Source organism: Variovorax ginsengisoli (assembly GCF_030811835.1).
GTDB classification, from domain to species: domain Bacteria; phylum Pseudomonadota; class Gammaproteobacteria; order Burkholderiales; family Burkholderiaceae_C; genus Variovorax; species Variovorax ginsengisoli_C.
This window is the reverse complement of the sequence record NZ_JAUSRO010000020.1, coordinates 78,900-102,573: the sequence shown is the minus strand read 5'-3', so window position 1 is coordinate 102,573 and position 23,674 is coordinate 78,900. Positions and strand designations below refer to the sequence as shown.

General features: G+C 67.4%; 23 protein-coding genes and 1 pseudogene. 13 read left to right on the top strand and 11 right to left on the bottom strand.

From position 1 onward, the window contains the following. A partial coding sequence (locus tag J2W36_RS24720; RefSeq protein ID WP_307692437.1) for a UTP--glucose-1-phosphate uridylyltransferase occupies window positions 1–380 on the bottom strand: 380 nt, incomplete at its 3' end. A gap of 88 nt (window positions 381–468) precedes the next feature. Here J2W36_RS24720 and J2W36_RS24715 point away from each other — a divergent pair. Then, window positions 469–738, top strand: a complete 270-nt coding sequence (locus J2W36_RS24715) for a hypothetical protein (RefSeq protein WP_307692436.1) — start codon at window positions 469–471, stop codon at window positions 736–738. Window positions 739–741: 3 nt separating this feature from the next. Here J2W36_RS24715 and J2W36_RS24710 read toward each other — a convergent pair whose 3' ends face one another. Continuing rightward, complete coding sequence (locus J2W36_RS24710; RefSeq protein ID WP_307692435.1) at window positions 742–1,014, bottom strand: hypothetical protein; 273 nt, start codon at window positions 1,012–1,014, stop codon at window positions 742–744. 148 nt (window positions 1,015–1,162) lie between these two features. Continuing rightward, a complete protein-coding gene (locus tag J2W36_RS24705) occupies window positions 1,163–1,555 on the bottom strand; it encodes a hypothetical protein (protein ID WP_307692434.1) in 393 nt (130 codons plus the stop codon). Window positions 1,556–1,797: 242 nt separating this feature from the next. On the opposite strand from J2W36_RS24705, the gene J2W36_RS24700 reads away from it, so the two are divergent. The 9 genes and pseudogenes from J2W36_RS24700 to J2W36_RS24660 all read left to right on the top strand — a co-directional run bounded on the left by J2W36_RS24700 (window position 1,798) and on the right by J2W36_RS24660 (window position 12,305). Further along, window positions 1,798–2,778, top strand: coding sequence for a LysR family transcriptional regulator (locus J2W36_RS24700; RefSeq protein ID WP_307692433.1), 981 nt, complete (start codon window positions 1,798–1,800; stop codon window positions 2,776–2,778). A 10-nt stretch (window positions 2,779–2,788) separates the two neighbouring features. Next, on the top strand, window positions 2,789–4,306 hold the full coding sequence (locus J2W36_RS24695) for a flavin-containing monooxygenase (RefSeq protein WP_307692432.1): 1,518 nt from the start codon (window positions 2,789–2,791) through the stop codon (window positions 4,304–4,306). After that, window positions 4,303–5,277: an ABC transporter permease gene (locus J2W36_RS24690; protein ID WP_307692431.1), complete on the top strand. Its 975-nt coding sequence runs from the start codon at window positions 4,303–4,305 to the stop codon at window positions 5,275–5,277. Before J2W36_RS24695 ends, J2W36_RS24690 begins: the two co-directional genes overlap by 4 nt. After that, on the top strand, window positions 5,274–6,173 hold the full coding sequence (locus tag J2W36_RS24685; RefSeq protein WP_307692430.1) for an ABC transporter permease: 900 nt from the start codon (window positions 5,274–5,276) through the stop codon (window positions 6,171–6,173). Before J2W36_RS24690 ends, J2W36_RS24685 begins: the two co-directional genes overlap by 4 nt. Further along, window positions 6,170–7,159, top strand: a pseudogene (locus J2W36_RS24680) (ABC transporter ATP-binding protein); the annotation flags it as partial. The gene J2W36_RS24685 and the pseudogene J2W36_RS24680, both read left to right, overlap by 4 nt. 45 nt (window positions 7,160–7,204) lie before the next feature. Further along, entirely contained in the window at window positions 7,205–8,239 is a 1,035-nt protein-coding gene (locus J2W36_RS24675) for an ABC transporter ATP-binding protein (protein ID WP_307692441.1), read from the top strand. A 31-nt stretch (window positions 8,240–8,270) separates the two neighbouring features. Then, a complete protein-coding gene (locus tag J2W36_RS24670; protein ID WP_307692429.1) occupies window positions 8,271–9,836 on the top strand; it encodes an ABC transporter substrate-binding protein in 1,566 nt (521 codons plus the stop codon). 10 nt (window positions 9,837–9,846) lie between these two features. Continuing rightward, window positions 9,847–11,133: an acyl-CoA thioesterase/bile acid-CoA:amino acid N-acyltransferase family protein gene (locus tag J2W36_RS24665; protein ID WP_307692428.1), complete on the top strand. Its 1,287-nt coding sequence runs from the start codon at window positions 9,847–9,849 to the stop codon at window positions 11,131–11,133. Beyond that, window positions 11,130–12,305 carry a CMD domain-containing protein gene (locus tag J2W36_RS24660; RefSeq protein WP_307692427.1) on the top strand — a complete coding sequence of 392 codons (1,176 nt, stop codon included), beginning with the start codon at window positions 11,130–11,132 and terminating at the stop codon, window positions 12,303–12,305. The genes J2W36_RS24665 and J2W36_RS24660 overlap by 4 nt, the downstream gene beginning before the upstream one ends. Window positions 12,306–12,315: 10 nt before the next feature. Here the strand turns inward: J2W36_RS24660 and J2W36_RS24655 are convergent, their stop codons facing one another. From J2W36_RS24655 to J2W36_RS24640, 4 genes are all read right to left on the bottom strand, one after another. After that, window positions 12,316–13,080, bottom strand: coding sequence for a substrate-binding domain-containing protein (locus J2W36_RS24655; RefSeq protein WP_307692426.1), 765 nt, complete (start codon window positions 13,078–13,080; stop codon window positions 12,316–12,318). 5 nt (window positions 13,081–13,085) lie between these two features. Next, entirely contained in the window at window positions 13,086–13,853 is a 768-nt protein-coding gene (locus J2W36_RS24650) for a class II aldolase/adducin family protein (protein WP_307692425.1), read from the bottom strand. A gap of 18 nt (window positions 13,854–13,871) precedes the next feature. After that, a complete protein-coding gene (locus J2W36_RS24645; RefSeq protein ID WP_307692424.1) occupies window positions 13,872–14,468 on the bottom strand; it encodes an HD domain-containing protein in 597 nt (198 codons plus the stop codon). A 122-nt stretch (window positions 14,469–14,590) separates the two neighbouring features. Then, window positions 14,591–15,565, bottom strand: coding sequence for a LysR family transcriptional regulator (locus J2W36_RS24640; protein WP_370869381.1), 975 nt, complete (start codon window positions 15,563–15,565; stop codon window positions 14,591–14,593). A gap of 89 nt (window positions 15,566–15,654) precedes the next feature. On the opposite strand from J2W36_RS24640, the gene aptA reads away from it, so the two are divergent. Then, window positions 15,655–17,016 carry an omega-aminotransferase AptA gene (gene aptA / locus J2W36_RS24635; RefSeq protein WP_307692422.1) on the top strand — a complete coding sequence of 454 codons (1,362 nt, stop codon included), beginning with the start codon at window positions 15,655–15,657 and terminating at the stop codon, window positions 17,014–17,016. A 33-nt stretch (window positions 17,017–17,049) separates the two neighbouring features. On the opposite strand, the gene trmB is transcribed toward aptA, so the two are convergent. Genes trmB through J2W36_RS24620 form a run of 3 tightly spaced genes read right to left on the bottom strand, consistent with a single transcriptional unit; the run spans window position 17,050 to window position 19,860 of the window. Next, window positions 17,050–17,838 (bottom strand): tRNA (guanosine(46)-N7)-methyltransferase TrmB, encoded by a 789-nt coding sequence (trmB, locus tag J2W36_RS24630; protein WP_307692440.1) that lies wholly within the window; start codon window positions 17,836–17,838, stop codon window positions 17,050–17,052. Further along, complete coding sequence (gluQRS, locus tag J2W36_RS24625) at window positions 17,838–18,764, bottom strand: tRNA glutamyl-Q(34) synthetase GluQRS (RefSeq protein ID WP_307692421.1); 927 nt, start codon at window positions 18,762–18,764, stop codon at window positions 17,838–17,840. The genes trmB and gluQRS overlap by 1 nt, the downstream gene beginning before the upstream one ends. 25 nt (window positions 18,765–18,789) lie before the next feature. Continuing rightward, a complete protein-coding gene (locus J2W36_RS24620; protein WP_370869382.1) occupies window positions 18,790–19,860 on the bottom strand; it encodes an NAD(P)/FAD-dependent oxidoreductase in 1,071 nt (356 codons plus the stop codon). Between the two features lie 123 nt (window positions 19,861–19,983). Here J2W36_RS24620 and J2W36_RS24615 point away from each other — a divergent pair, with 123 nt between their 5' ends. Next, entirely contained in the window at window positions 19,984–21,855 is a 1,872-nt protein-coding gene (locus J2W36_RS24615) for a sensor domain-containing diguanylate cyclase (protein ID WP_307692419.1), read from the top strand. Between the two features lie 15 nt (window positions 21,856–21,870). On the opposite strand, the gene J2W36_RS24610 is transcribed toward J2W36_RS24615, so the two are convergent. Continuing rightward, window positions 21,871–22,815 (bottom strand): LysR family transcriptional regulator, encoded by a 945-nt coding sequence (locus J2W36_RS24610; RefSeq protein ID WP_307692418.1) that lies wholly within the window; start codon window positions 22,813–22,815, stop codon window positions 21,871–21,873. 149 nt (window positions 22,816–22,964) lie between these two features. Between J2W36_RS24610 and J2W36_RS24605 the strand changes: the two genes are divergently transcribed. Beyond that, window positions 22,965–23,666 (top strand): pirin family protein, encoded by a 702-nt coding sequence (locus J2W36_RS24605; protein WP_307692417.1) that lies wholly within the window; start codon window positions 22,965–22,967, stop codon window positions 23,664–23,666. Window positions 23,667–23,674: the final 8 nt, after the last annotated feature.

The following is a 23,674-nucleotide window of genomic DNA, read 5'->3' as shown; positions in this document are numbered from 1 at the left end:
CCCACCAGGTGCTCGGCGCACAGCACGGCATGGCCCAGGCCCAGCATGCGCGGCTGGCGCACATAGGACACGGTCATGTCGTCGGGCATGACCGAACGGGCGATGTTCAAGAGGGCGGTCTTGCCGCTGGCTTCGAGCTGGCTTTCGAGCTCGAAGGCCGTGTCGTAATGGTCTTCGATGGCGCGCTTGTTGCGGCCGGTCACGAAGATCATGTCGCGGATGCCCGCGGCGTAGGCCTCTTCGACGGCGTACTGGATGAGCGGCTTGTCGACCACCGGCAGCATTTCCTTGGGCTGGGCCTTGGTGGCGGGCAGGAAGCGGGTGCCGAAGCCTGCGACGGGGAAGACGGCTTTGCGAATGGAGCTGGCTGAATTTCTCATGAGCACCCATTCTTGCCGCGGCGCAATTCATGTCCGTTGTCGTTGCTTTTTGTATCTTTATGATACACAATGTTGCATGCAGGGCGTTATGCGTATCCAAACCGTCGTTGAAGATGAAACAGCCATGAATGCGTCGATCGGACAAGAAAGGTTCAACCGATGGCGCAACGATCCGCGGATGCATGGTTTTGCAAGCCGTCTGCTGGTGCGCTGGCTGCAATGGCAGTGCGGTTGCACACAGAAAACAGCCATCGCCGCTGTTCGAAGCCTGCCTGAAGAGGGCAATCTGGATGATCTGGTGCTTCTGGTCACTGAGTCGGGCGTACCCCATGCGACCAGGCCGGTGGGCCGGGACTGAACCTCACGTCTTTTTCACGTCGGCCGGCGTCGGAGCCTCGACGACTTCCGCCGCACGCAGGCGCATGTGTGCCGCATTGCCTGCTTCCCAGGCGTCCATCCACGAGGCGAACGTGCTGCGCGAGGCGCGTTTGACCAGGGTGGGTGACGCCCCTTCCACCCCTTCTATCAGCTCCCAGCGAAATCCTTTGCCTTGGTCAACGACGACGACCTTGACGATGCGGTATCGCTTACCCGCAGGGGGCGCGCTGTTGTTCGAGTCGAAGCCTTTGTCCATGGGGCATGCCGAATAGTACTTCTAAAGTACTAGTTTTTGAGGTGTGCCTATTCTTTGCTCACGGTCAGTAAATGTCAATCAATGTCAATTGACGATGTGGGGCGCCCGGCGATACGGCCGGTCTATGGGGCAGACGCTAAAAAGCCGCTCACAGCCGGCGGCGGCTGTCTTCGTAGCGACGGTCGATACGGGCGAGACGGTATTCAGAGCCGACGGCGCGGATTTGGCACCATATGGAGTCGTAGCGACCACCGTCGGAATAGTGGGCTTCGACGACCCACACGCCGGGTGAGCGCTCGACTGCAGCCCAGGTGCTCAGGCTTTCGAGCCGCACATGGTCGGGCATGCGTTCGGCTACCGATGACGCGCAGGCTTCACGGGCGTCGGCAATGGACTTTTCTTCGCTCAATGCGCTCCATGACGCATGGGAGCCCATCCACACGCCCAGGCCCCAGATCGCCAGCACGTTCAGGCGCTTGCGCCAGTCGGGCCAAGTCGAGCCAGCGTCGTCGCTGCTGGAGTGCATGGTGCTGGTGGTCATGAGTGGGATCCGAAGGCTTGTTTTCTTCTTATCGGCGCGCTGGAGCTTTTTGTTACGGCTGAATCTGTGAGATTTTCCACATTTTGTGACTTGATTTGACGTCTTGCAATATTTTGTTGCGTTTGCCGAGTGGGTTTCACTGTGGCGGCGCTACGACAGATTCCACCTGAGCTTATGCGGAAGAAGTATTTGTCACTGGCATGTTAAATGCATGATGATGCGGAATATGAATACTGGATGCCATGGAACTGCGCCAGCTTGAAGCCTTCGCCGCAGTGATGTCCACGGGCACCATGACCGGTGCGGCCCGCTTGCTGGCGCGCTCGCAGCCAGCGGTGACGCGGCTCGTGCAAGAGCTGGAGGCCGAAATCGGCTATCCGCTGTTCACGCGCCACGGGCCGCGTGTGACACCGACGGAGCAGGCTTTTCTGCTTTATGAAGACGTCGAACGCGCGCTGGGCAGCCTGCAGCAGATTCACCTGCGCGCCGCGGAAATCGCGCGGGGCGAAGCACAACCGCTCCTGCTGGCCGCCACCTCGGCGTTGGCGCTCGGCTTGCTCCCGCAGGCGCTGCGGCGGGTGGAGGCGCACAGCGGTGCCGTACCGATTCAGCTGCGCAGTGCATCGCCCGAGCAGGTGGTGCATGCCGTGCTCAATGGCGCCGTGCAGCTCGGTGCGAGCAGCCTGCCGCTGGAGCACCGCGGGCTCGACGTGCACTGGATCGGCCAGATGCCCTGCCTGGCGGTGCTGCCGGAAGACGATCCGCTCGCCGCGCACGACGTCGTGCCCTTGGCCTTGCTTGCCCAACGCCGCATCGTCACCATGAGCAACCCCTTCCGGCTGCGGCGCCGGCTCGACGCCACGCTGGCGCGCGCTGGGCACCTGCCAACGCGCAGCGACGCGCTGATCGAAACGAATTCCTCGGTCAACGCCCAGGCGCTGGCGCGCGCCGGCCTGGGTGTGGCCGTGCTGGAGCCGTTGACGGCCTACGGCGCGCCGCTCCAAGGCCTCGCCGTGCGGCCGCTGGACACCGACATACCGTTCGTATTCGGCGTGATCACGCCGCAGGGCAGGCCGGTCGCGCCCCCCGTGCGGGCGCTGATCGACGCCTTGCTGGACGCGGCCACCGCGTTGCCCCATTTCGTGCGTCACGAGCCGTCTGCGCACGGCGCGCTGCTGCAGACGCTCTACGGCGATGACGAACCTTCCGACCTTCCTGAATGAAAGCCCCCCGATGACTGCAGAGATCGGCCTGCCCGCACTTGAAGCCCGCCTGCGACAAGACCTGTCGTGGCTCGGCCTGCCCGCCAAAAGCTGGGTGCCCCCCAAAGCTGGCGCGGCGGAGGCGCCGCTGGACGTCGCCATCGTTGGCGGCGGCATGGCAGGCCTGGCGCTGCTGGCCACGCTCACCCATCTGGGCCTGCGCGCGCGCATCTATGACCGCGCGCCGGCCGGCTTCGAAGGGCCGTGGGCAACCACCGCGCGCATGGAAACGCTGCGCTCGCCCAAGGAACTCACCGGCCCCGCGCTCGGCCTGCCGGCACTGACCTTTCGGGCGTGGTTCGAGGCCCAGTTCGGCCTGGCTGCGTGGGACGCGCTCGACAAGATCCCGCGCCTGCAGTGGGCCGAGTACCTGCGCTGGTACCGGCGCGTGCTGGCGCTCGACGTGCGAAACGACCAGCAGGTCAGTGCGGTGCTGCCGCGTGCGGACGGCGTGGTGCAGATCGATCTGATCGACCTGGCCGCAGGTGACAGGCCCTACAGCGTGCAGGCGCGTCACGTGGTGCTCGCCACCGGCCGCGACGGCCTGGGCGGTGCCTGGGTGCCCGACTGGGCCGCTTCGCTGCCGCGCGCGCGTTGGGCGCATTCGTCGGAGCGCTGGGACGCCGCGAGCCTGCAAGGCCTGCGCGTGGCCGTGGTCGGTGGCGGCGCGTCCGCCATGGACGCCGCCGCCACCGCGCTGGAGGCTGGCGCAGCGCGCGTCGATCTGCTGATCCGCCGCGCCGATCTGCCTCGGGTCAACAAGGGCAAGGGCGCGGGCAACCCCGGCATGGTGCACGGGTTCTGGCAACTGCCCGACGAATGGAAATGGCGCATGCGCCACTACATCAACGTGCAGCAGGTGCCGCCGCCGCACGGCAGCACGCTGCGCGTGTCGCGCCACGCGAATGCGCATTTCCAGCTGGGCACGCCTGTGCTCGGTGCCACCCAGCGGGCCGACGGCGCGCTGCGCCTGGACACCCCCAAGGGCCCGCTGGCCGCGGACTTCGTCGTGTTCAGCACCGGCTTTCGCACCGACTGGACGCTGCGGCCCGAGTTCGCTGCTTTTGCATCGCAGGTTCGCGTGTGGCAAGACCGCTTCGCGCCGCCGGAAGGCATGGCCGACAGCGAGCTGGCCGAATCGCCGGACCTCGGCCCGCTCTTCGAATTCCAGGAAAAGACGCCCGGTGCCTGCCCCGGCCTCGCGCGCGTGCACTGCTTCAACTATGCCGCTTCGCTCTCGCACGGTGCGGCGGCGGGCGACATTCCGCAGATCACCGACGGCGCCCAGCGGCTGGCGCGCGGCCTCGCTGCGGCCCTGTTGCGCGAAGACGTCGACCAGCACTTCGTCGCCATGCAGCGCTATGCCGAGCCGGAGCTCGACGGCGACGAGTGGACGCCGTCGGTGCTGCCGCCGTACATCGAGCCCGAAAATCAAGCCGCTACCGAAGCCGAGGCCGAGGACCCTAACGGCCACGAGGTGGCGCGATGACGGGTTGGCTGGTTCGCCGTCTGCTGCAGGCGTTCGGCGTGGTGGTGGCGATGACGCTGATCGTCTTCATCGGGCTGCATGCCATTGGCAACCCGATCGACATCCTCATCGGCGAGGACATGAACCAGCAGGAACGCCTGGCGGCCATCGCGCGGCTCGGGCTCGACCAGCCGCTGTGGCGCCAGTACCTGGCTTTCGTCGACGGGGCGCTGCACGGCAGCCTGGGCCGCAGCTTCGTCTACCAGGAAGACGCGGTGCGCCTGATCCTGCAGCGCCTGCCGGCGACCATGGAACTGGCCTTCGTGGCGCTGCTGATGGCCATTGTGCTGGGGGTGCCGCTGGGGCTGTTCGCGGGCATGAAGCCAGACCACCCCGTGTCGCGCACGCTCATGGCGACCAGCATCGTCGGCTTTTCGCTGCCGGCCTTCTGGGTGGCGCTGATGCTGATCATGGTGTTCAGTGTGCAGCTGGGCTGGTTGCCGGCCAGCGGGCGCGGCGCCACCCGTGAGCTGTTCGGCGTGCAGTGGTCGTGGCTCACGCTCGACGGCTGGCAGCACCTGCTGCTGCCGGCCTTCAACCTGGCGCTGTTCAAGATTTCGCTGGTGCTGCGCCTGACGCGGGCCGGGGTGCGCGAGGTGCTGCCGCAGGACTACGTCAAGTTCGCGCGCGCCAAGGGCCTGACGCCCACGCGCGTGGTGCTGATGCACGTCATGCGCAACACCATGATCCCGCTGGTCACGGTGCTGGGGCTGGAGCTGGGCGCCACCATCGCGTACGCGGTGGTCACCGAAAGCATCTTCGCCTGGCCGGGCGCGGGCAAGCTCATCCTCGACAGCATCAATTCGCTCGACCGGCCGGTCGTGGTGGCCTACCTGATGGTGGTGGTGGTGATCTTCGTGACGCTGAACCTCATCGTCGACCTGCTCTACAAATTGCTGGACCCACGCGTTCGACTGGAAGGTGCGAGATGAGCGCAGTGAAAAGCTACGACGAACGCTCGATCTGGTGGCGCGTGGCCGCTGACTTTCTGCGCTCTCGCATCGCCGTCGGCGGGCTGGTGCTGCTGGGGCTGGTGGTGCTGGCCGCATTGCTCGCGCCCTGGATCACGCCGCAGAATCCCTACGACCTGATGCAGCTCGACGTGCTCGACGCGCGCCTGCCACCCGGCTCACAGAGCAGCGAGGGCGGCTACACCTACTGGCTGGGCACCGACGGCCAGGGCCGCGACCTGTACTCGGCCATCGTCTACGGGCTGCGCATCAGCCTGACGGTGGGCGTGGGTTCGGCGCTGATTGCAGCGGTGGTTGGCACGCTGATCGGCCTGGTGGCCGCCTATGCCGGCGGCAAGGTGGATGCATTGCTGATGCGGCTGGTCGACCTGCTGCTGTCGTTTCCCACCATCCTGATGGCGCTGATGATCCTGGCCTACCTGGGCAAGGGCGTGGGCAACGTCATGCTCACGCTGGTGCTGCTCGAATGGGCGTACTACGCGCGCACCGCCCGTGGCCAGGCGCTGGTGGAGGCGCGGCGCGAGTATGTGGACGCGGCGCAGGGGCAGGGCATTCCGCGCTGGCGCATCGTCACCGGCCACATCCTGCCGAACTGCCTGCCGCCGCTGCTGGTGATCGGCGCGCTGCAGATTGCGCGCGCCATCACGCTGGAGGCGACGCTGTCCTTCCTGGGCCTGGGCGTGCCGATCACCGAGCCCTCGCTGGGCCTGCTGATTTCCAACGGCTATCAGTACCTGCTGTCCAACGAATACTGGATCAGCTTCTTCCCCGGCGTTGCCTTGCTGGCCGCCATCGTCGCGATCAACCTGGTGGGCGACCAGTTGCGCGACGTGCTCAACCCGAGGCTTCAGAAATGAGCGCAGTTCCCGTGCAGGACCTCGAAGTCCCGACGCTCGAAGTCCGCAACCTGCAGACGCGCTTCCACACGCGCGCCGGCGTGCTGCCGGTGGTCGATGGCGTGTCGTTCACACTGGGCCGCGGCAAGGTGCTGGGACTGGTGGGGGAGTCGGGTTCGGGCAAGTCGGTGACCGGCTTTTCGATCATGGGCCTGGTCGATCCACCGGGCAAGGTCGAAGGCGGACAGGTGCTGTTCCAGGGCCGCGAACTCACGCAGCTGCCGACGACCGAGCGGCGCGAGCTGCAGGGCAACCGCATCGCGATGATCTTCCAGGACCCGATGGCCACGCTCAACCCGGTGCTGCGGGTCGACACGCAGATGATCGAGGCGGTGAAGGCGCACAAGCGCGTGTCCACCGACGAAGCGCGCCGCCATGCGCGCGACACGCTCGCGCGCATGGGCATTCCCAGCCCCGAAGAGCGCCTGCGCGCCTACCCGCACCAGCTGTCGGGTGGCATGCGCCAGCGGGTGGCGATTGCCATCGCCATGCTGCACGGCCCCGACCTGATCATTGCGGACGAGCCGACCACCGCGCTGGACGTGACCATCCAGGCGCAGATCCTCTCGGAAGTGCAGAAACTGGTGCGTGAAACCGGCACCTCGCTCATCTGGATCAGCCACGACCTGTCGGTGGTGGCGAGCCTGGCCGACGAAATTGCCGTGATGTACGCCGGGCGCATCGTGGAGCACGGCACGGTGGCCGACGTGCTCGACCATCCGCAGCATCCGTACACGCGGGGGCTCATCGACAGCCTGCCGAGCGCCAACGAGCGTGGCGCGCGCCTGCGGCAGATCCAGGGCATGACGCCCAGCCTGTTGAACATGCCGGCTGGCTGCGCTTTTGCGCCGCGCTGCCCGCATGCGGATGCGGCCTGCGCGCAGCGGCCCGAGATTTCGCATCCGCGGCACGACGCGCCGTGGCACACGGTGCGCTGCTTCCATCCGCAGCATGGCAAGCCGGCGCCTGCGGTGCCGATGGCGCTGCCCGCCATGGCACGCGCGGCGGCGCTGGAAGAGGGTGTGCCGCTGATCGAGTTGAAGCAGGTCGCACAACGCTTTGGCGCCACGCCACCGCCAGGGGCGGTGGGCCGCGCGCTGCGCAGCGTGGGTCTGAGCAAAGCGCCGGTCGTCACGCACGCGGTCGATGGCGTCGATCTGTCGGTGCGGCCTGGCGAGGTGGTTGGCCTGGTGGGTGAATCGGGCTGTGGCAAGTCGACGCTGGGCCGCATCGCCGCGGGCCTGCTGACGCCCACCGAGGGTGAGGTGATTGTTGGTGGCAAGCCGGTCGCGAGCCTGTCGGCGGAGGAACAGCTCGCCGCCCGCCTGCGCATTCAAATGGTGTTCCAGGACCCGTATGCGAGCCTGAACCCGCGCCTGCGCGTTTCGCGCATCGTGGGCGAGGCCGCGCTGCTGCACGGCCTGACCGACGCGGTCGGGCAGGACGACTATGTGTGCGCCCAGCTGCAGCGCGCCGGGCTCGACCCCGCGCTGCGCCACCGCTACCCGCACCAGTTCAGCGGCGGCCAGCGCCAGCGCATCGGCATTGCGCGCGCGCTGGCGGTGCAGCCGTCGATGCTGGTCTGCGACGAGGCCGTGGCCGCGCTGGACGTGTCGATCCAGGCGCAGATCCTGAACCTGTTCATGGACCTGCGCGACCAGTTGGGGCTGGCCTATCTCTTCATCAGCCACGACCTGGGCGTGATCGAGCATCTGTGCGACCGCGTGGTGGTGATGTACCTGGGCCGCGTGGTCGAAAGCGCGCCGGTGGCCGAGCTGTTCACACGGCCGAGCCATCCGTACACGCAGGCGCTGCTGGCGGAAATTCCGAGCATCGACGCACGCCGCACCGTGTTCAGCGCGATCCGGGGCGAGATTCCGAGCCCGATCGCGCCGCCCTCAGGCTGCCACTTCCACCCCCGGTGTCCGCAGGCGATGCCGCGCTGCCGCACCGAGGTGCCGCGGCTGCGCGGCATTGCGGTGCGGCATGCCACGGCCTGCCACCTGTACGACGACGCTTCCATCTGATCCCCGTCTTTTTGCCTGAAGGATTTTCAACATGAACCGTTTGCTCCCCATCGTTGCCGCCGCATTGCTTGCCACGGGCACAGCCGCATCGGCCCAGACGCTCTCCATCGCCTTCGCCGACCCGGTCTCCTCGGTGGATCCGCAGCTCAACAACCATGCGGGCGACCGTTCGCTCGCGTTGCACTTCTGGGACTCGATCATCAATTCGCGCGACGGCGGCAAGCTCGAACCCGCGCTGGCGTTGAGCTGGAAGACGCTGGACGACAAGACCTGGGAATTCAAGCTGCGCACCGACGTCAAGTGGCAGGACGGCACGCCGTTCACGGCCGACGACATCGTGTTTTCGTTCCAGCGCGCGCGCAGCGTGCCAGGCAGCGTGGCCTCGTATTCGGGCGCGCTGCGCACGGTGGAGTCGGCCACCGCCAAGGACCCGGCCACGCTCATCATCAAGACCAACACGCCCAACCCGATGCTGCCGCTGGACATCGCGTCGATCTACATCGTGAGCAAGCACGTGGGCGAGAAGTCGAAGACGGAGGACTACAACGCGGGGCGCGCGGTGATCGGCACCGGCCCCTACAAGTTCATTTCGTACGTGCCGGGCGACCGCACGGTGTTCGAGCGCAACCCGGGCTACTACGGGCCGAAGCCGCTGTGGGAGAAGGTCAACTACCGATTCATCAACAACGGCGCGGCGCGCACGGCCGCGCTGCTCGCGGGTGACGTGGACGTGATCGACAAGGTGGCCGTGACCGACGTCGAGAAGCTGCGCAAGGACCCGAAGGTCAGCGTCTACACGTACCCCGGCCTGCGCGTGCTGCTGCTGCAGCCGAGCTTCAAGGCCGGCCCCAACGAGTTCATCACCGACAACGCGGGCAAGCCGCTCGAGAAGAACCCGCTGCTCGACGTGCGTGTGCGCCAGGCGCTGTCGTTGGGCATCAACCGCAAGGCCATCGTCGACCGCGTGCTGCAGGGCACGGTGACCGAGGCCAACCAGTGGATGCCCAAGGGCAGCTTCGGCTACAACCCGGAGGTCAAGGACATTGCCTACAACGCGGAGCAGGCGAAGAAGCTGCTGGCCGAGGCCGGCTTTCCGCAGGGCTTCCAGATTGCGATCCACGTGCCGGGCGACCGCTACCCGCAGGCGCCCGAGACGGTGCAGGCAGTGGCCCAGTTCTGGAGCCGGATCGGCGTGAAGACCAAGGTCGAGGTGGTGCCATGGGCGGTGTATTCGAGCCGCGCGAACAAGAACGAATTTGCCGTGAGCGTGATCGCCTGGGGCAATGGCACGGGCGAAGCCGGTTACGGCCTGCTGCAGACGCTGGCCACCAACGACGCCAAGCGCGGACGCGGCTCCAACAACTGGGGCCGCTACAGCAACGAGTCGGTCGACAAGGCGCTGGACGCCGCCACGGTGGAGTTCGATGCACCGCGCCGCGAAGCCATCTTTCGCCATGCCGCCAAGCTGGTGACGGACGACGTGGGGCAGATTCCGCTGTTCCACTACCAGAACATCTGGGCCGCGAAGAAGGGCCTGAAGGTCGTGCCGCTGCTGAGCGACCGCACGACCGCCATGCAGGTCACGCGCACCAAGTGAGGCCGCACGCATGCTGAGCATTACACCGGCCGACGCGCTGATCGACGTGCCGCGGCGCATCGCGGTCGATGGGCTGGCGCCGGGCGAGGAGATCGAAGTCGTGAGCTGCACGCTGCGTGGGCCAGGCGTGCCGTGGCGGGCCGCGGCGCGCTTCGTGGCCGATGCCAGCGGCACCGTCGACCTGCAGCGCGATGCGCCGGTCTCAGGCAGCTACGACGGCGTGTCTGCGATGGGTCTGGTCTGGTCGCAGGTGCCCGACACCCCCGGTGCGCGCGAGCCTTTCGGCGCGGAACCGGGCGCCGCGTTGCGTACTGACATCACGGTGCTGCGCGCAGACGGCGCCGTGCTGCAGGGCGGCTTCGTGCAACGCCTGGCGGGCAAGGGCGTGACGCGCCGCGAGGTGCGCGAAGACGGCCTGGTCGGCACGCTCTACCTGCCGGCGGGGCCGGGGCCGCATCCGGCGGTGATGATTCTCAACGGATCGGGCGGCGGCATCAACGAGCCGCGCGCCGCGCTCTATGCCTCGCACGGCTATGCCGCGTTTGCGCTCGCCTATTTCAAGGCGCCGGGGCTGTCGGACTACATCTCCGCCACGAAGCTCGAGTACTTCGAGACCGCGCTGGCCTGGCTGCATCGCACGGTGCAGCCGGCGCGCGGCTTCGTTGCACTCAGCGGCCAGTCGCGCGGCGGGGAACTGGTGCTGCTGCTGGGCACCTTGTTCCCGGAGTCGGTCTCGGCCGTGATCGGCTACGTGCCCGGCGCCGTGGTGCACTGCGCGCAGAACGCCTGCGACCCGGCCCTCGGCCGCGAAGGCCCGGCCTGGATCTTCCGCGGCCAGCCGCTGCCGCACGTGTGGGAGCACAACCGCACGGCCACCTGGGCGCCGTGGGACGAAGGCCCGGAGCCGCGCCGTCATGCTGCCGCGCTGCTGACTGCGCTGCAGGACCCGGATGCGGTCGAGCGCGCCCGCATCCGGGTCGAGCGCATTCGCGGTCCGGTGATGCTGCTGTCGGCCACCGACGACGGCTCCTGGCCGTCGAGTCTCTACAGCCGCATGGTGACCGAGCGCCTGGCGCAGTTCGGCCATCCGCATGCGGTGACGCATCTGGACTTCGAGGGCGCGGGCCATTCGATCCTGTTCCCGTATGTGCCGACCACCCAGCTGGGCTACGCGCATCTTGTGTCGGGGCGGCGCAGCACCACGGGCGGCACGCCTGCCCACAACGCGCATGCGGACGAAGCGTCGTGGCAGGGCGTGCTGCGTTTTCTTTCTGATTCCTGGAGACACCACCCATGACCGATTCGCCTCTTTCCACCGACCTCGTCGATGCCTGCGTGCCGTTGGCCGCCGACAGCCCGGTCTACGCCGTGCGCCACCAGCGTGACAAGGTGGCAGTGGCCACGCAGGGCAGCTACGCGGCGCTGTTCGATCCGGCGCTGTCGGGGCCACCGCTGGTCGAGCGCCTGTTGGCCGCGCATGCGATCGCGCGCAGCGCCGGCAGCACCGCGCTGCAGGCGCACTATCGCGCGCAGCTCGATGCGCTCGCGCCGCTGAGCGCGGCGCAGCAGGCGGCGGCGGACGGGGCGGCCGTCGAGTCGCTCGCCGCCTTCGGTGAGGGCCCGCGCCTAGAGGCCGTGCTCGCCTTCACCCGCACGCTGACCGATCGGCCTGTCGAAGGGGACCGTGCGGCGCTGCTGACGCTGCCCGCCGCGGGCCTGACCACGGCCGAGGTGGTGGCGCTGGCACAGCTGATCGCCTTCGTCGCCTACCAGGTGCGCGTGGTCGCGGGCCTGCAGGCGCTGGCAGCGCTCGGCGGCGATGCGGTGGCGCCCGTTGCAGCCGAAGAGAGCGCGCCTTTCGTGCACCCGGCCAACCTGCCGCCACCCGGCGAGCCGCTGCGCATCAACGGCTTCACCAGCGAAGTGCTGGGCTGGAAGTCGTGGCTGCCGGTGCTCGACCTGACGCAGGCCACGGCCGAGCAGGTGCGGGTGCTGGACACCAGCCACCCGAAGGCCCGCAGCTCCGACTATTACCTGCTGCTGGTGCAGCAGCCGCGCATCCTGCAGGAACGCGCCACGGTGTTCAACGCGATCATGTACGCACCGGGCGGCCTGTCGCGCGCCGAGCGTGAACTGGCCAGCGCGGTGGTCTCGCGCATCAATGGCTGCGTGTACTGTGCGTCGGTGCATGCGCAGCGCTTCGAGCAACTCGCGCGGCGCAACGATGTGATCGCCCAGGTGTTCACCGACCCCGAGACCGCCGGCACCAATGCGCGCGAGCGGGCCATCGTGCATCTGTCGATCGAGCTGACCCGCGACCCTGCCGGCTTTGGCGCCGCGCAGTTGCTGGCCGCGCGTGCCGCGGGCCTGTCGAACCTCGAGATTCTCGATGCGCTGCACGCGGTGGCCATCTTCGCGTGGGCGAACCGGCTGATGTTGAATCTGGGTGAGCCGGTGGTGGGGGGCTGAGGGCGGCCTCTCACGGCGCCATCATGCCCTTGGCCCGCAGCGTTTCCACCCGCTCCGGCGCCGCGAGCGATGCCAGGAACTCCCGCGCGGCGGCCGCGTGGGCGGCGTCGCCCGCCACCCCACCCGCATACACCGTGTAGTTCTGCACCGCTTCAGGCAGCGGCCCGACGAAGGACACGCCCTGCACCGGCAGGATCTCGCTGACCTGGTGGACGGCAAGGTCAGCCTCGCCGGTGACCAGGCGCTCGGCCACCAGCCCACCGGGCACCAGCACCGCCTTGGCACGGATGGCATCGGCGATGCCCATGCGCTGGAACAGGCCATCGAGGTAGATGCCGCTGGAGCCGCCCGAGGTCGGATCGATGTAGGCGACCTTGCGGGCACCGAGCAGCGCCTGCTTGAAGGCTTCTTCGGTATCGATCTTCGGCTCGGGCGCACCGGCCTTCACGGCCACACCGATGCCTACCTTGCCGAGCGGCACGATGCTGTTGGCCGCGACGCGCCCGCTGGCACCGAGCGGCTGCAGCGCACCGGTGGTGAGCACCACCACGTCGAAGGCTTCGCCGGTCGCGATGCGGCGGCCCAGCGCGCCGGCCGTGTCGTTCTGGATCTCGACCTTGTGGCCGGTGCGTGCCTCGAAGGCCGGCACCGCCGCGAGCACCACCTGCTTGAACGCACCCGCGGTCAGCACCTTGACTGTGTCGGCCTGCGCCGCAAGGCTGAGGGCGGCGGCAGGAATCAGGAGCAGACGCAGGAGCGGGAGCAGGCGAGGCATGGTGTTTAGTTTCGGTAGCTGGTGTCGATACGGTCGAGTTTGCGGATCAGCGAGGGCCAGACGAAGCTGCCGCCCAGCCCGCCGGTCTGCACCTTCATGGCATGGCCGACGCCGTCGACGATCTTCGGGTCGACATGGGTGAGTTCGCCGCCGCCGGACTGCGCGGCAATCTGGATCTGGCAGGTGTTCTCGAAGGTATACATCGACAGGAAGGCGTCGGCGATGGTCTTGCCGCAGGTTAACAGGCCATGGTTTCGCAGCATGAGGAAGTTGGCGTTGCCCAGGTTGGCCTGCAGGCGCGCCTTTTCGTCGTCGCGGATGGCCACGCCTTCGTAGCCATGGTAAGCCAGCGAGGCCAGCACGAAGGTTGACTGCTGGCTGATGGGCAGCACGCCGCCTTTCTGTGCGCTGACCGCGATGCCCGCCTTGGTGTGGGTGTGCAGCACGCACTGCACGTTCTCGCGCACGGCATGCACCGCGCTGTGGATCACGAAGCCGGCGGGGTTCACGGGGTAGGGCGATTCGATGACCTTGTTGCAGTTCTGGTCGACCTTGACCAGGCTCGATGCGGTGATCTCGTCGAACATCAGCCCGTATGGGTTGATGAGGAAGTGGTGCTCGGGTCCCGGCACGCGCGCGCTGATGTGCGTGAAGACCAGGTCGCTCCAGCCGTACAGCGCGACCAGGCGGTAGCAGGCGGCGAGGTCGACGCGCAGCTGCCATTCTTCTGCGGAGACGAGTTGCTGGACTTCGGATTGGGATGTGGCGTTCATGAGGGGCTCCTGTTGGGGTCAGACGGTGGCGGGTTGCGGCTGCTGCAGCGCCGCCTTGTAGATGCTCTGCTTGGGCTGCGCCATCACGCGCGCGAGCATCGGCATGAAGTGCTCGATGGGCAGCGTCTCGGCCTCTGGGTCGAAGGCGGGGTTGTCGTAGCGCTCGCAGAACTCGGCTGTGTGGGCGTAGTGCGGATGGTCCTTGAACTGGTCGCGCATGTCACGGTCCATGCCCAGGTGATGGAAGAAATAGTGGCCCTGGAAGATGCCGTGGTGCTGCACCATCCAGTGGTTGGCCTCGCTCACGAAGGGCTTGAGGATCGCGGCCGCGATGTCCGGATGGTTGAACGAGCCCAGCGTGTCGCCGATGTCGTGCAACAGGGCGCACACCACATACTCCTCATCGCGGCCGTCGCGCAGTGCGCGGGTTGCGGTCTGCAACGAATGGGTGTAGCGGTCGACGGGGAAGCCGCCATAGTCGCCTTCGAGGATCTGCAGGTGCTTGATCACCCGCTCGGGCAGGCCGCGCGAAAAGTGCATGAATTCGCCGCCGATGGTCTGCCAGTCTTCGCGCGTGCTGTCCTGCATGCGCACGAAAGTCGCCTTGGTCGTCATAGTTTGTCTCCGTGGGGTGCGAGCCACTCTAAGCTCATGCTCGACGGTCCACTGTCATGAGTTTGACAATGCACTGTCCTCGCCACCCCCGGACTTACCCCTGGGTGCCATGGCTGCCAACGCTAGGCTGCGCCTCCGTGCGCAGCCCGGAGGCAATCCTGCAGCAACTGCGTGGCCCGCGAGGGCTGTGGCGACCGGCGCGTGAGGCTGACGAAGCTGCATTCGTAGCGAAAACGCTCCGGCGCCACCGGCTGCATCAGCCCCTGGCGTTCGAAGCTCTCCGCGTAGTGGTCGGGCAGGAAGCCGATGAAGCTGCCCGAAAGGATCAGCGTCGCGATGCCCTCCTGGTCGAAGGCGGTGGCGGTGCGTGGCAACTGCTTGCGGTGGCTCAGCTCCATGTTGGGCGAATGCTCGCCGAGCGCGGCGAAATCGTGCGCCTTGAGCCGGGCCCACGTGAGCCCGCGGTGCGGCGCGCCGAAGAGCGGGTGGCCCCGGCCGCAGTACAGCAGCATGGTTTCTCCGAACAGCGGCGCGTAGTCGAGGCTCATCGAACTGCGGTGCGCCGGGATGATGCCCACATGGAAACTGCCGTCGATGACGCCGCGCTCGATCGTGTTGATCGACGCGACGTGCAGGCTCAGCGACACGGCCGGCGCCTCCCGGTGAAAGCGGGCCAGCGCAACGCCGATGTGCGCCTGGGGGTTGCTCGCGGTCTTGTCGAAGATGGCGAGCTCGAGCTGTCCGCCCATGCGGCTGTGGATGTCGTCGATGCTGCTGCGAAACGCGTCCACCGAGGCCAGCAGGCGCAGCGTTTCGTCGTAGACGCGCTGGCCTTCGGGCGTGAGCGCGAAGCCGGCACGGCCGCGCCGGCACAGCACCAGGCCCAGGCGCGTCTCCAGGTCTTTGACATGGCGGCTCACGGTGGAGGTGCCGATGTTCAGTTCCAGCTCGGCGGCAGCCATGCCGCCGCAGTCGGCCACGCTCTTGAACACGCGCAGCAGGCGCAGGTCCATGTCGGCGAGCTGGCCGAGCAGGGCGCGGTTCTTGGGGCTGCTTCGATCGGTGTCGGTTTCTTGCATAAATCCGCAAGTGAACATTGATATTGCGCCATTTGTACCACTGAAGCCTGGCCCAACAATCACCGCCATCCACTACTCCATGAGCCCGCCTGCCGCGGGATCGCGCCATGACCGTCCAGACCGCCCCTGTGCCCTCGGCACCCGAATCCACCGTGCGCACCGATGCCGCCTGGCTCGACGCGCACTGGATGCCCTATACCGCCAACCGCAACTTCAAGGCCGACCCGCGCATCATCGTGGAGGGCAAGGGCGCCTACTACACCGACGCGGACGGCCGCAAGATCTTCGACGGCCTGTCGGGCCTGTGGTGCTGTGGCCTGGGTCATGGCCGGCCGGAAATCACCGAGGCGGTGAGCAAGCAAGTCGGCAAGCTCGACTACGCGCCGGGCTTCCAGTTCGGCCATCCGCTGGCCTTCGAGCTGGCCAACCGCATCAAGGAAGTCACGCCTGCGGGTCTGGACTATGTGTTCTTCACCGGCTCGGGTTCCGAGTCGGCCGACACCTCGCTGAAGATGGCGCGCGCCTACTGGCGCGCCAAGGGCCAGGCCGGCAAGACCCGCCTGATCGGTCGCGAGAAGGGCTACCACGGTGTGAACTTCGGCGGCATTTCGGTCGGTGGTATTGCGGGCAACCGCAAGCTGTTCGGCCAGACCCTGGAGGCCGACCACCTGCCGCACACCCAGCTCGCGAGCAATCTGTTCAGCCGCGGCATGCCCGAACACGGCGCCGAACTGGCCGACCGCCTGCTGGACATCATTGCACTGCACGACGCATCGACCATCGCCGCAGTGATCGTCGAGCCTTTCTCGGGCTCTGCCGGTGTGGTGGTGCCGCCCGTGGGCTACCTGCAGCGCCTGCGCGACATCTGCACGGCCAACAACATCCTGTTGATCTTCGACGAGGTCATCACCGCTTTCGGCCGCTGCGGCGCAGCCACCGGCGCAGACGCGTTCGGCGTGGTGCCCGACATCATGAACATCGCCAAGCAGGTGACCAATGGCGCGCAGCCACTGGGCGCGGTGATCGCCAAAAAGGAGATCTACGACACGTTCATGGCCGCCGGCGGCCCGGACTACATGATCGAATTCCCGCACGGCTACACCTATTCGGCGCATCCGGTGGCCTGCGCGGCCGGGCTCGCAGCGCTCGACGTGCTCGTCAAGGAAGACATGTTCGCGCGTGCCGCCGCACTGGCGCCGCATTTCGAGGCCGCCGTGCACAGCCTCAAGGGCGCCAAGCATGTGACCGATATTCGCAACTACGGCTTGGCTGCCGGCTTCACCATTGCCGCGCTGCCCGGCGAGCCGGCCCGTCGGCCCTACGACATTGCCATGGCGTGCTGGAAAAAGGGCTTCTACGTGCGCTTTGGCGGCGACACGATCCAGCTGGCCCCGCCGTTCATCTCGGAGAAGGCCGAGATCGATCGATTGATCAACGCACTGGGCGACGCGCTGGCCGAGACGGCCTGAGCGCGGGCCTCGAGGCGGGGCTGGCTGGCCGGGTCAGATGCGCTCGAACACCAGGTCCCACACACCGTGGCCCAGCTTGATGCCGCGGTTCTCGAACTTGGTGAGGGGGCGATAGTCGGGCTTTTGCGCGTAGCCGCCGGCCACAGCGTCGGCGGTGTTGCGCAGCAGCGGTTCGGTCGACAGTACGTCGAGCATCTGTTCTGCGTAGGGCTGCCAGTCGGTCGCGCAGTGGATGTAGCCGCCGGGCACCAGGCGCTCGGCCAGCTTGCGCACCAGCGGCGTCTGGAGCAGACGGCGCTTGTTGTGGCGCGCCTTGTGCCACGGGTCCGGAAAGAACACATGCACGCCGGCCAGCACGCCATGCGGCAGCATGTGGTCGATCACGTCGACTGCGTCGTGCGCGACGATGCGGATGTTCTCGATGCCCTGTTCGCCGCAGCGCTTGAGCAGCTTGCCCACGCCGGCTTCGTGCACTTCGCAGCACAGGAAGTTGGTGTCGGGCCGCACGGTGGCAATGTGCGCCGTCGCCTCGCCCATGCCGAAACCGATCTCCAGCACCGTGGGCGCTGCGCGGCCGAAAGTGGCTGCAAAGTCGATTGGTTCGGGCCGATAGGCCACCAGAAAGCGCGGGCCGAAGTCCGCATAGGCCTTGGCCTGGCCGTCGGTGGTCCGTCCGCCGCGTTTGACGAAGCTCTTGAGGCGGCGGTGCAGCGGATGCGGTGGTGCCTCGGCGGACGGCGCGGCGTTGGTGGCTTCCCCGGACGGTGCGGCGGAAGAGGAGTCGGGCGACGGGGCGTCCGGAGCGGTGGCAGGGTTGTTCATCACGGCCCGGGATTGTAGAGAACGCGCCAGGGCTCGACCCAGCCTGCGAGCATGTCGGCCAGCGTGTGGCTTTCGGCCGTGCCGCTCGCCGCCGGCAGGCCGAGCACCCGCGCCGCGGCGTCAAGGGCCGCACGGGCGGCGGCTGGCGTGCCGGTGTCGATCGGCGCGGCGCCGTTCTGCTTGGACAGCTTGTGGCCGTCGGCACCTCGCACCAGGGGGGTGTGCAGGTAGGCGGGCGTAGGCATGCCGAGCGCACGCTGCAGCAGGATCTGGCGCGCCGTGTTGTCGCAGAGGTCTTCACCACGCACGACGTCGGTGACGCCCTGGTCGGCGTCGTCGACCACCACGGCGAGCTGATAGGCCCAGGGGCCGTCGGCACGGCGCAGCACGAAGTCGCCGACCTCGGCCGCCACGTCCTGCTGCTGGGCGCCCAGGCGGCGGTCATGCCAGCGAAGCGGCGGGGGGTGCCCGCCGTGCGTGAAGGTCTCCGTGGCGAAACGCCAGGCTCGCGCTGTCCGGCCGTGCAGCCCGTGGCGGCAGGTGCCGGGGTAGACGCGTTCGCCGTGCCGGGCGTGGCCGATGCCGCGTGCGGCAAGGGCGAGATCGATGTCCTTGCGCGAACAGGCGCAAGGGTATGCGAGCGCCTCGGCGGCCAGACGGTCGAGGGCTTGCTGGTAGCGTGCGGTGCGCCGAGTCTGCCAGACCGTTGGTGCGTCAGGCTGTAATCCGCAGGCGGCGAGCTGGCCGAGGATGTATTCGCCCATGCCCGGCAGGCAGCGTTCGGTGTCGGCATCTTCGATGCGCACCAGCCAGCGTGCGTGCGGGCCGCGTGCACGCACGTCGAGCCAGCTGGCCAGCGCGGCGACCAGCGAGCCGGCGTGCAGCGCGCCGGTGGGCGACGGGGCAAAGCGGCCGACCGACGGCATGGCGACGTGTCAGCGCTTCAGCACTTCACAGCGCGTCGAGCGCGAGCGACAGGCCCGACAGGAAGGCGTCTTCCACGCGGTGGCCGATGCACCAGTCACCCGCCAGCCCGATGCGTGCCTTGGCGTCCCAGAGGTGGGACTTGCCCAGTGGCACCTGCGTCTGCGCCTCGGTCCAGCAGCGCGCCTGTGCGTAGCTGGGCCGCGCGTGGATGCCGGTGATCTCGGAGAAGGCGCGCAGCAGCTTGGCCTCGACCCGCGCCGCGTCGTCGCGCAGATGTTCCTGCGACCAGGTGGGGCTGGCCTGGAGCGTCCAGCGTTCGATCGGGTCGCGTCCGGGCTTGGACGATTCGCGCGCGAGCCAGGCGATGCGGTGGTGGGTGCTGCGCGCCACGTTCCACTGCGGGCCGAGGTGCGACATGGTCGGCTGGTTGGCCTGCGGGAAGGCGATCATCAGCGTCCAGCAGGGTGCTGCGTGAACCTTGGCGATGCTGCGCGACAGGCTGGCCGACAGGTGAGTGCGATCGAGCAGCTGGCGGGCCGCCGCCGGTGGCACGGCCAGCAGCACGGCGTCGAAGCCGGTGTACACGTGGCTGGCGCCGCCTGCGGCTTCGGTGCGCAATTGCCATTGCGTGCGCTTGAGCGGATCGGCCTCGATCTGTACGACCTGCGTGCCGGTGACCAGGCTGTCGCCCAGCGGCGCGGCCCAGTGCGCGACCAGCGCGTCCATGCCCGGCTGGGCCACCCAGTGCGATTCACGCGAGGGCAGGGCGGCTTCGGCAACGCGGCCGTGGGCGTCGAGCACGCGCACGAGGTTGGCGCTCCAGCGCTTGCACAGCGCAGGGGCGGTCGCGAGCGCGAGTTCGAAGCGTGGATCGCGCACGGTGAAGTACTGCGCGCCGCTGTCGAAGCGGCCGAAAGGCGTGGTTTCGCTCGCCATGCGTCCACCGACCGAGTCCGCGCTTTCGAACACGGTGGCCCGGTGCCCCGCTTGCACCAGCGTACGCGCGGCGGCGATGCCGGCCATGCCTGCGCCGATCACGGCGAAATGACGCGCTGCGCTGCGACTCTGATCGCGACTTTCCTCGGCAGGAGACATTTTCATGACGATGTTCTTTCTTTTGGGTGACAGAATGACAATGGGCCGACTCTAACCCGCCTGACTGGCACGTTCTCGACACGTTCTTATTCTGTTGCTCGTATGCGGTTGCGCCATTCGAATGTGTCTCTCCATCCTTTCGCGCTGCTGATGCTCTTTGTCGGCTGGTGGCTGTGCGCAGGGCAGGAGGCCGATGCCGCGGAACCCCGGCCTGTCTACGTGGGCGCGAACGAAAACCGCCCGGTGGCTGCACAGTCGCAGCGCCTGGAAGACCCGGCTGGTACGTTGACGGTCGATCAGGTGCGTGCCGACCCGCGATGGGTCGACGACGATCGGGCCACGCTCAACCTGGGCGCGTCCCACTCGGTCTGGTGGCTGCGGCTGCGTCTGGTCAGCACGTCTGCGCAAGCCGAGGAACTGGTGCTGGACACCGGTTCGCCGCTGCAGGATTACGTCGATTTCCATGTGCTCGACGTTGCCGGGCACGAGCGCCTGATGAGGCGTGGCGGCGACAGGCTGCCCTTTTCAGACCGCCAACTGCAGACGCCTTCAGTGGCGTTCCGCTTCGTGCTGTCGCCCGGCGACACCGTGGACCTCTACCTGCGCCTGCGCAGCCATGATGGCGTGTTCGAAGCCATGCCGCTGCACTTGGCGAGCGCCATGCAGCATGCGGTGTCGTCCGCCACCAGCATGCTGTGGCAGGGCCTGTATTTCGGTGGATTGCTGGCGCTGGCGGCCTACAACTTCATTGTTTTCGTGTTGACCCGCAGGGCCGCGTTCGGCGTGTACGTGGCCTACCTCATGGCCTTCCTGCTGTGGAGCTTCACGCTCAAGGGACTGTCGGCACAGTATCTGTGGCCGAACTCGCCGCAGCTGGTTAACCAGATGCTGGTGATCGGCGGCAGCCTCTCTTTTGCCCTGTCGGGCGTCTTTGCCATCAGCTACATGCAACTGGCGCATCGGCTGTCGCGGCGGACCTACGCGCTGGTGCGCGGCTTGACGGTGCTCAGCCTGCTGCCGATACCGATCGGGTTGGCTGACCATTACGCGCTCGCGTGGCTGGTCTGCGTGCCGGTCGGGCTGTCGGGCGTGCTGGTCACCATGACCACTTCGGCATGGCTGGCGTGGCAGGGCGTGCGTGAGGCCCGTGTCTTTCTCCTGGCTTTCGCGCTGCTGTCGGTCGGCGTGCTGATCAACTCGCTGGAGCTTTATCCTGTGCTCTATGCCGTGCTGCCTTCCAGTGCGATCGTCAGCGATTTCTGGCAGATCGGTTCGGTGGTGCAGATGCTTTTGCTGGCCCTGGGCCTGGCCGACACCATGAACCAGATGCGCGCAGCCAAACTCGCGGCCGAGCAGGAGGTCAATCGCGCGCAGGCCCGGCAGGCGTTGGAGCTCGAGCGGCAGGTACGCGCTCGCACGCTGGAGCTCCAGCGCGCGAACGATCTCCTGCAGCGCCTGTCGGTGACAGACGAACTCACCGGGGCCTTCAACCGCCGCCATTTCAATGTGCTGTGCCGCAAGGCGCTGGACCGTGCGCAGCAGGGCGTTCCAGTTGCCATCTGCATGTTCGATGTCGACTACTTCAAGGCCTACAACGATATCTACGGCCACCAGGCGGGCGACCAGGTGCTGCAGGCCGTGTCGGCGGCGGTGCAGGCCGAACTCCAGCTTTCCGGCGATCGCCTGTGCCGGCTGGGCGGCGAGGAGTTCGGTGCCTTGCTGACGGTGGACACGGCAGATGCGGCCGAACGCCTGGCCGTGCGCCTGCGCGATGCGGTGCGCAGGCTGGCGATTCCCCACAACGGCAGTCCCTTGGGCAAGCTGCGCGCGAGCTTCGGCATGGTGTTCTGGGAACCAGAGGCGGCAATGGAGCTCGACCCGGACAGGATGTATGCGGCAGTCGACCAGCTGCTCTACAACGCCAAGCAAAGCGGACGGGACCGTGTCGCGGTGAGTGCCATCGTGCGGCAGGGTCCTGACGCTGAAGCAGTCTGAGCGGGCCCCGTCGACCTATCGGCCGCGGTGGCGCTCGAGCAGTGCGCGCCGTGTGCCTTCATGCTCGAACTGGGCGAGCCACCAGGCCAGTGCACGGCCTGGCGTGCCGGCGCGCCAGGCGCAGTGCATGGCCCCGATTGGCATGGCGCGTGCGACCGGCACTGCGACCAGGTGTCCGGCATCGATGTAGGGCTGCGCCATCGGCACCGGAAGAAAACCGCCACCGACGCCGTGCAGTTGCGCGGCCAGTTTGGCTTGCATGGTCGGCACGGTGAGCACGTCCTGCCCGCCGACCAAATTGACCGTCATGCTCTGCGCGACGCGCGCCGAATCCGCTGCCGCCACGGCGCGGTGGCGGCGCAGCACTTCGTCGGTCACGGGCCCGGCCAGTTGCGCGAGCGGATGGTGCGGCGCGACGGCGTACACGAAACCCAGTTCGCCCAGCGGCCGGCTTCGGATGCCGGTGGCCGTGAAGGCCAGGCTGGTGGCATTGAGCACCGCGCCGATGGCAAGGTCGGCCTCGCCGCTGGTGAGGGCCTCGATGGTGCCCATGAGTGTTTCGTCGCGCAGCTTGAGCCGCGTCGGGGGCTCCAGTGCGTAGAAGGCGCCAACCAGGTCGTACAGCGGATCGCGCGCGATGACGCTGTCGACGGCGATGGTCAGCAGCGGCTCCCAGCCGGTGGCCACCCGTTTGACGCGGTTGGCAACGGCCTCCACGTCGGCCAGCAGGCGTGTGGCTTCGCGCATGAGTTCGGTACCGGCCGCGGTCAGGCGTGCCTGACGCGAACTGCGGTCGAACAGCAGCACGTCGAGCGCGTCCTCGATCTGGCGCACGCGGTAGCTCAGCGCGCTGGGCACCAGGCCGAGCGCGCGTGCGGCACCTGCAAAACTGCCAGCGCCGACCACAGTCTGCAGCATTGACAGTGCTTCGGGCGTGAGGACGTCGCGGGCGTTGGGCAAGCAGGGACTTTCAATCAATCAAATAATTTGAATGATGCCATCAAAACGCGGCGGTGTTCAAAGCGCTCTGCGGGCCTAAAGTTCTCTCCATCCGCTGCGCACACGGCGCGGCACACGAAGACCCCCACGGGGTCGCTAGGAGTTCAACGATGTTGACGGTTCGCAAATCCCAGGAACGTGGCTACGCCGATCACGGCTGGCTCAAGTCCTTCCACAGCTTCTCTTTTGCCGGCTACTACGACCCGGCCCACATGGGCTTCGGCAACCTGCGCGTGATCAATGAAGACCGCGTGGCGGGCGGTGCCGGCTTCGGCACCCACGGCCACAAGGACATGGAGATCATCAGCTACGTGCTGTCGGGCGAGTTGGCGCACAAGGACAGCATGGGCAATGTCGAGAGCATTCCACCCGGCGATGTCCAACGCATGAGTGCCGGACGTGGTGTCACACACAGCGAGTTCAATCACAAGAAGGATGAAACGACACACTTCCTTCAAATATGGATCGAACCCAATGTGCGGGGTATTCCACCCGGCTACGAACAGAAGAACTTCAACGCTGCCGACAAGCGGGGTCGCCTGCGCCTGGTGGCGTCGCCCGAAGGCGCCGATGGCTCGGTGACGGTGCATGCCGATGCGCGGCTTTATGCCGGGCTGCTCGATGGCGCCGAGACGGCAGAACTGGCGCTCGATCCGCAACGCAAGAGCTACGTGCATCTGGTGCGCGGCGAGCTCGAGGTCAATGGCACGAAGCTGGCGACAGGCGACGCTGCGATGATTCAAGGTGAGTCGAAACTCGCGCTGGCAGCGGGCAAGGATGCCGAGGTGCTGGTGTTCGATCTCGCCGCCTGATTCTGTTT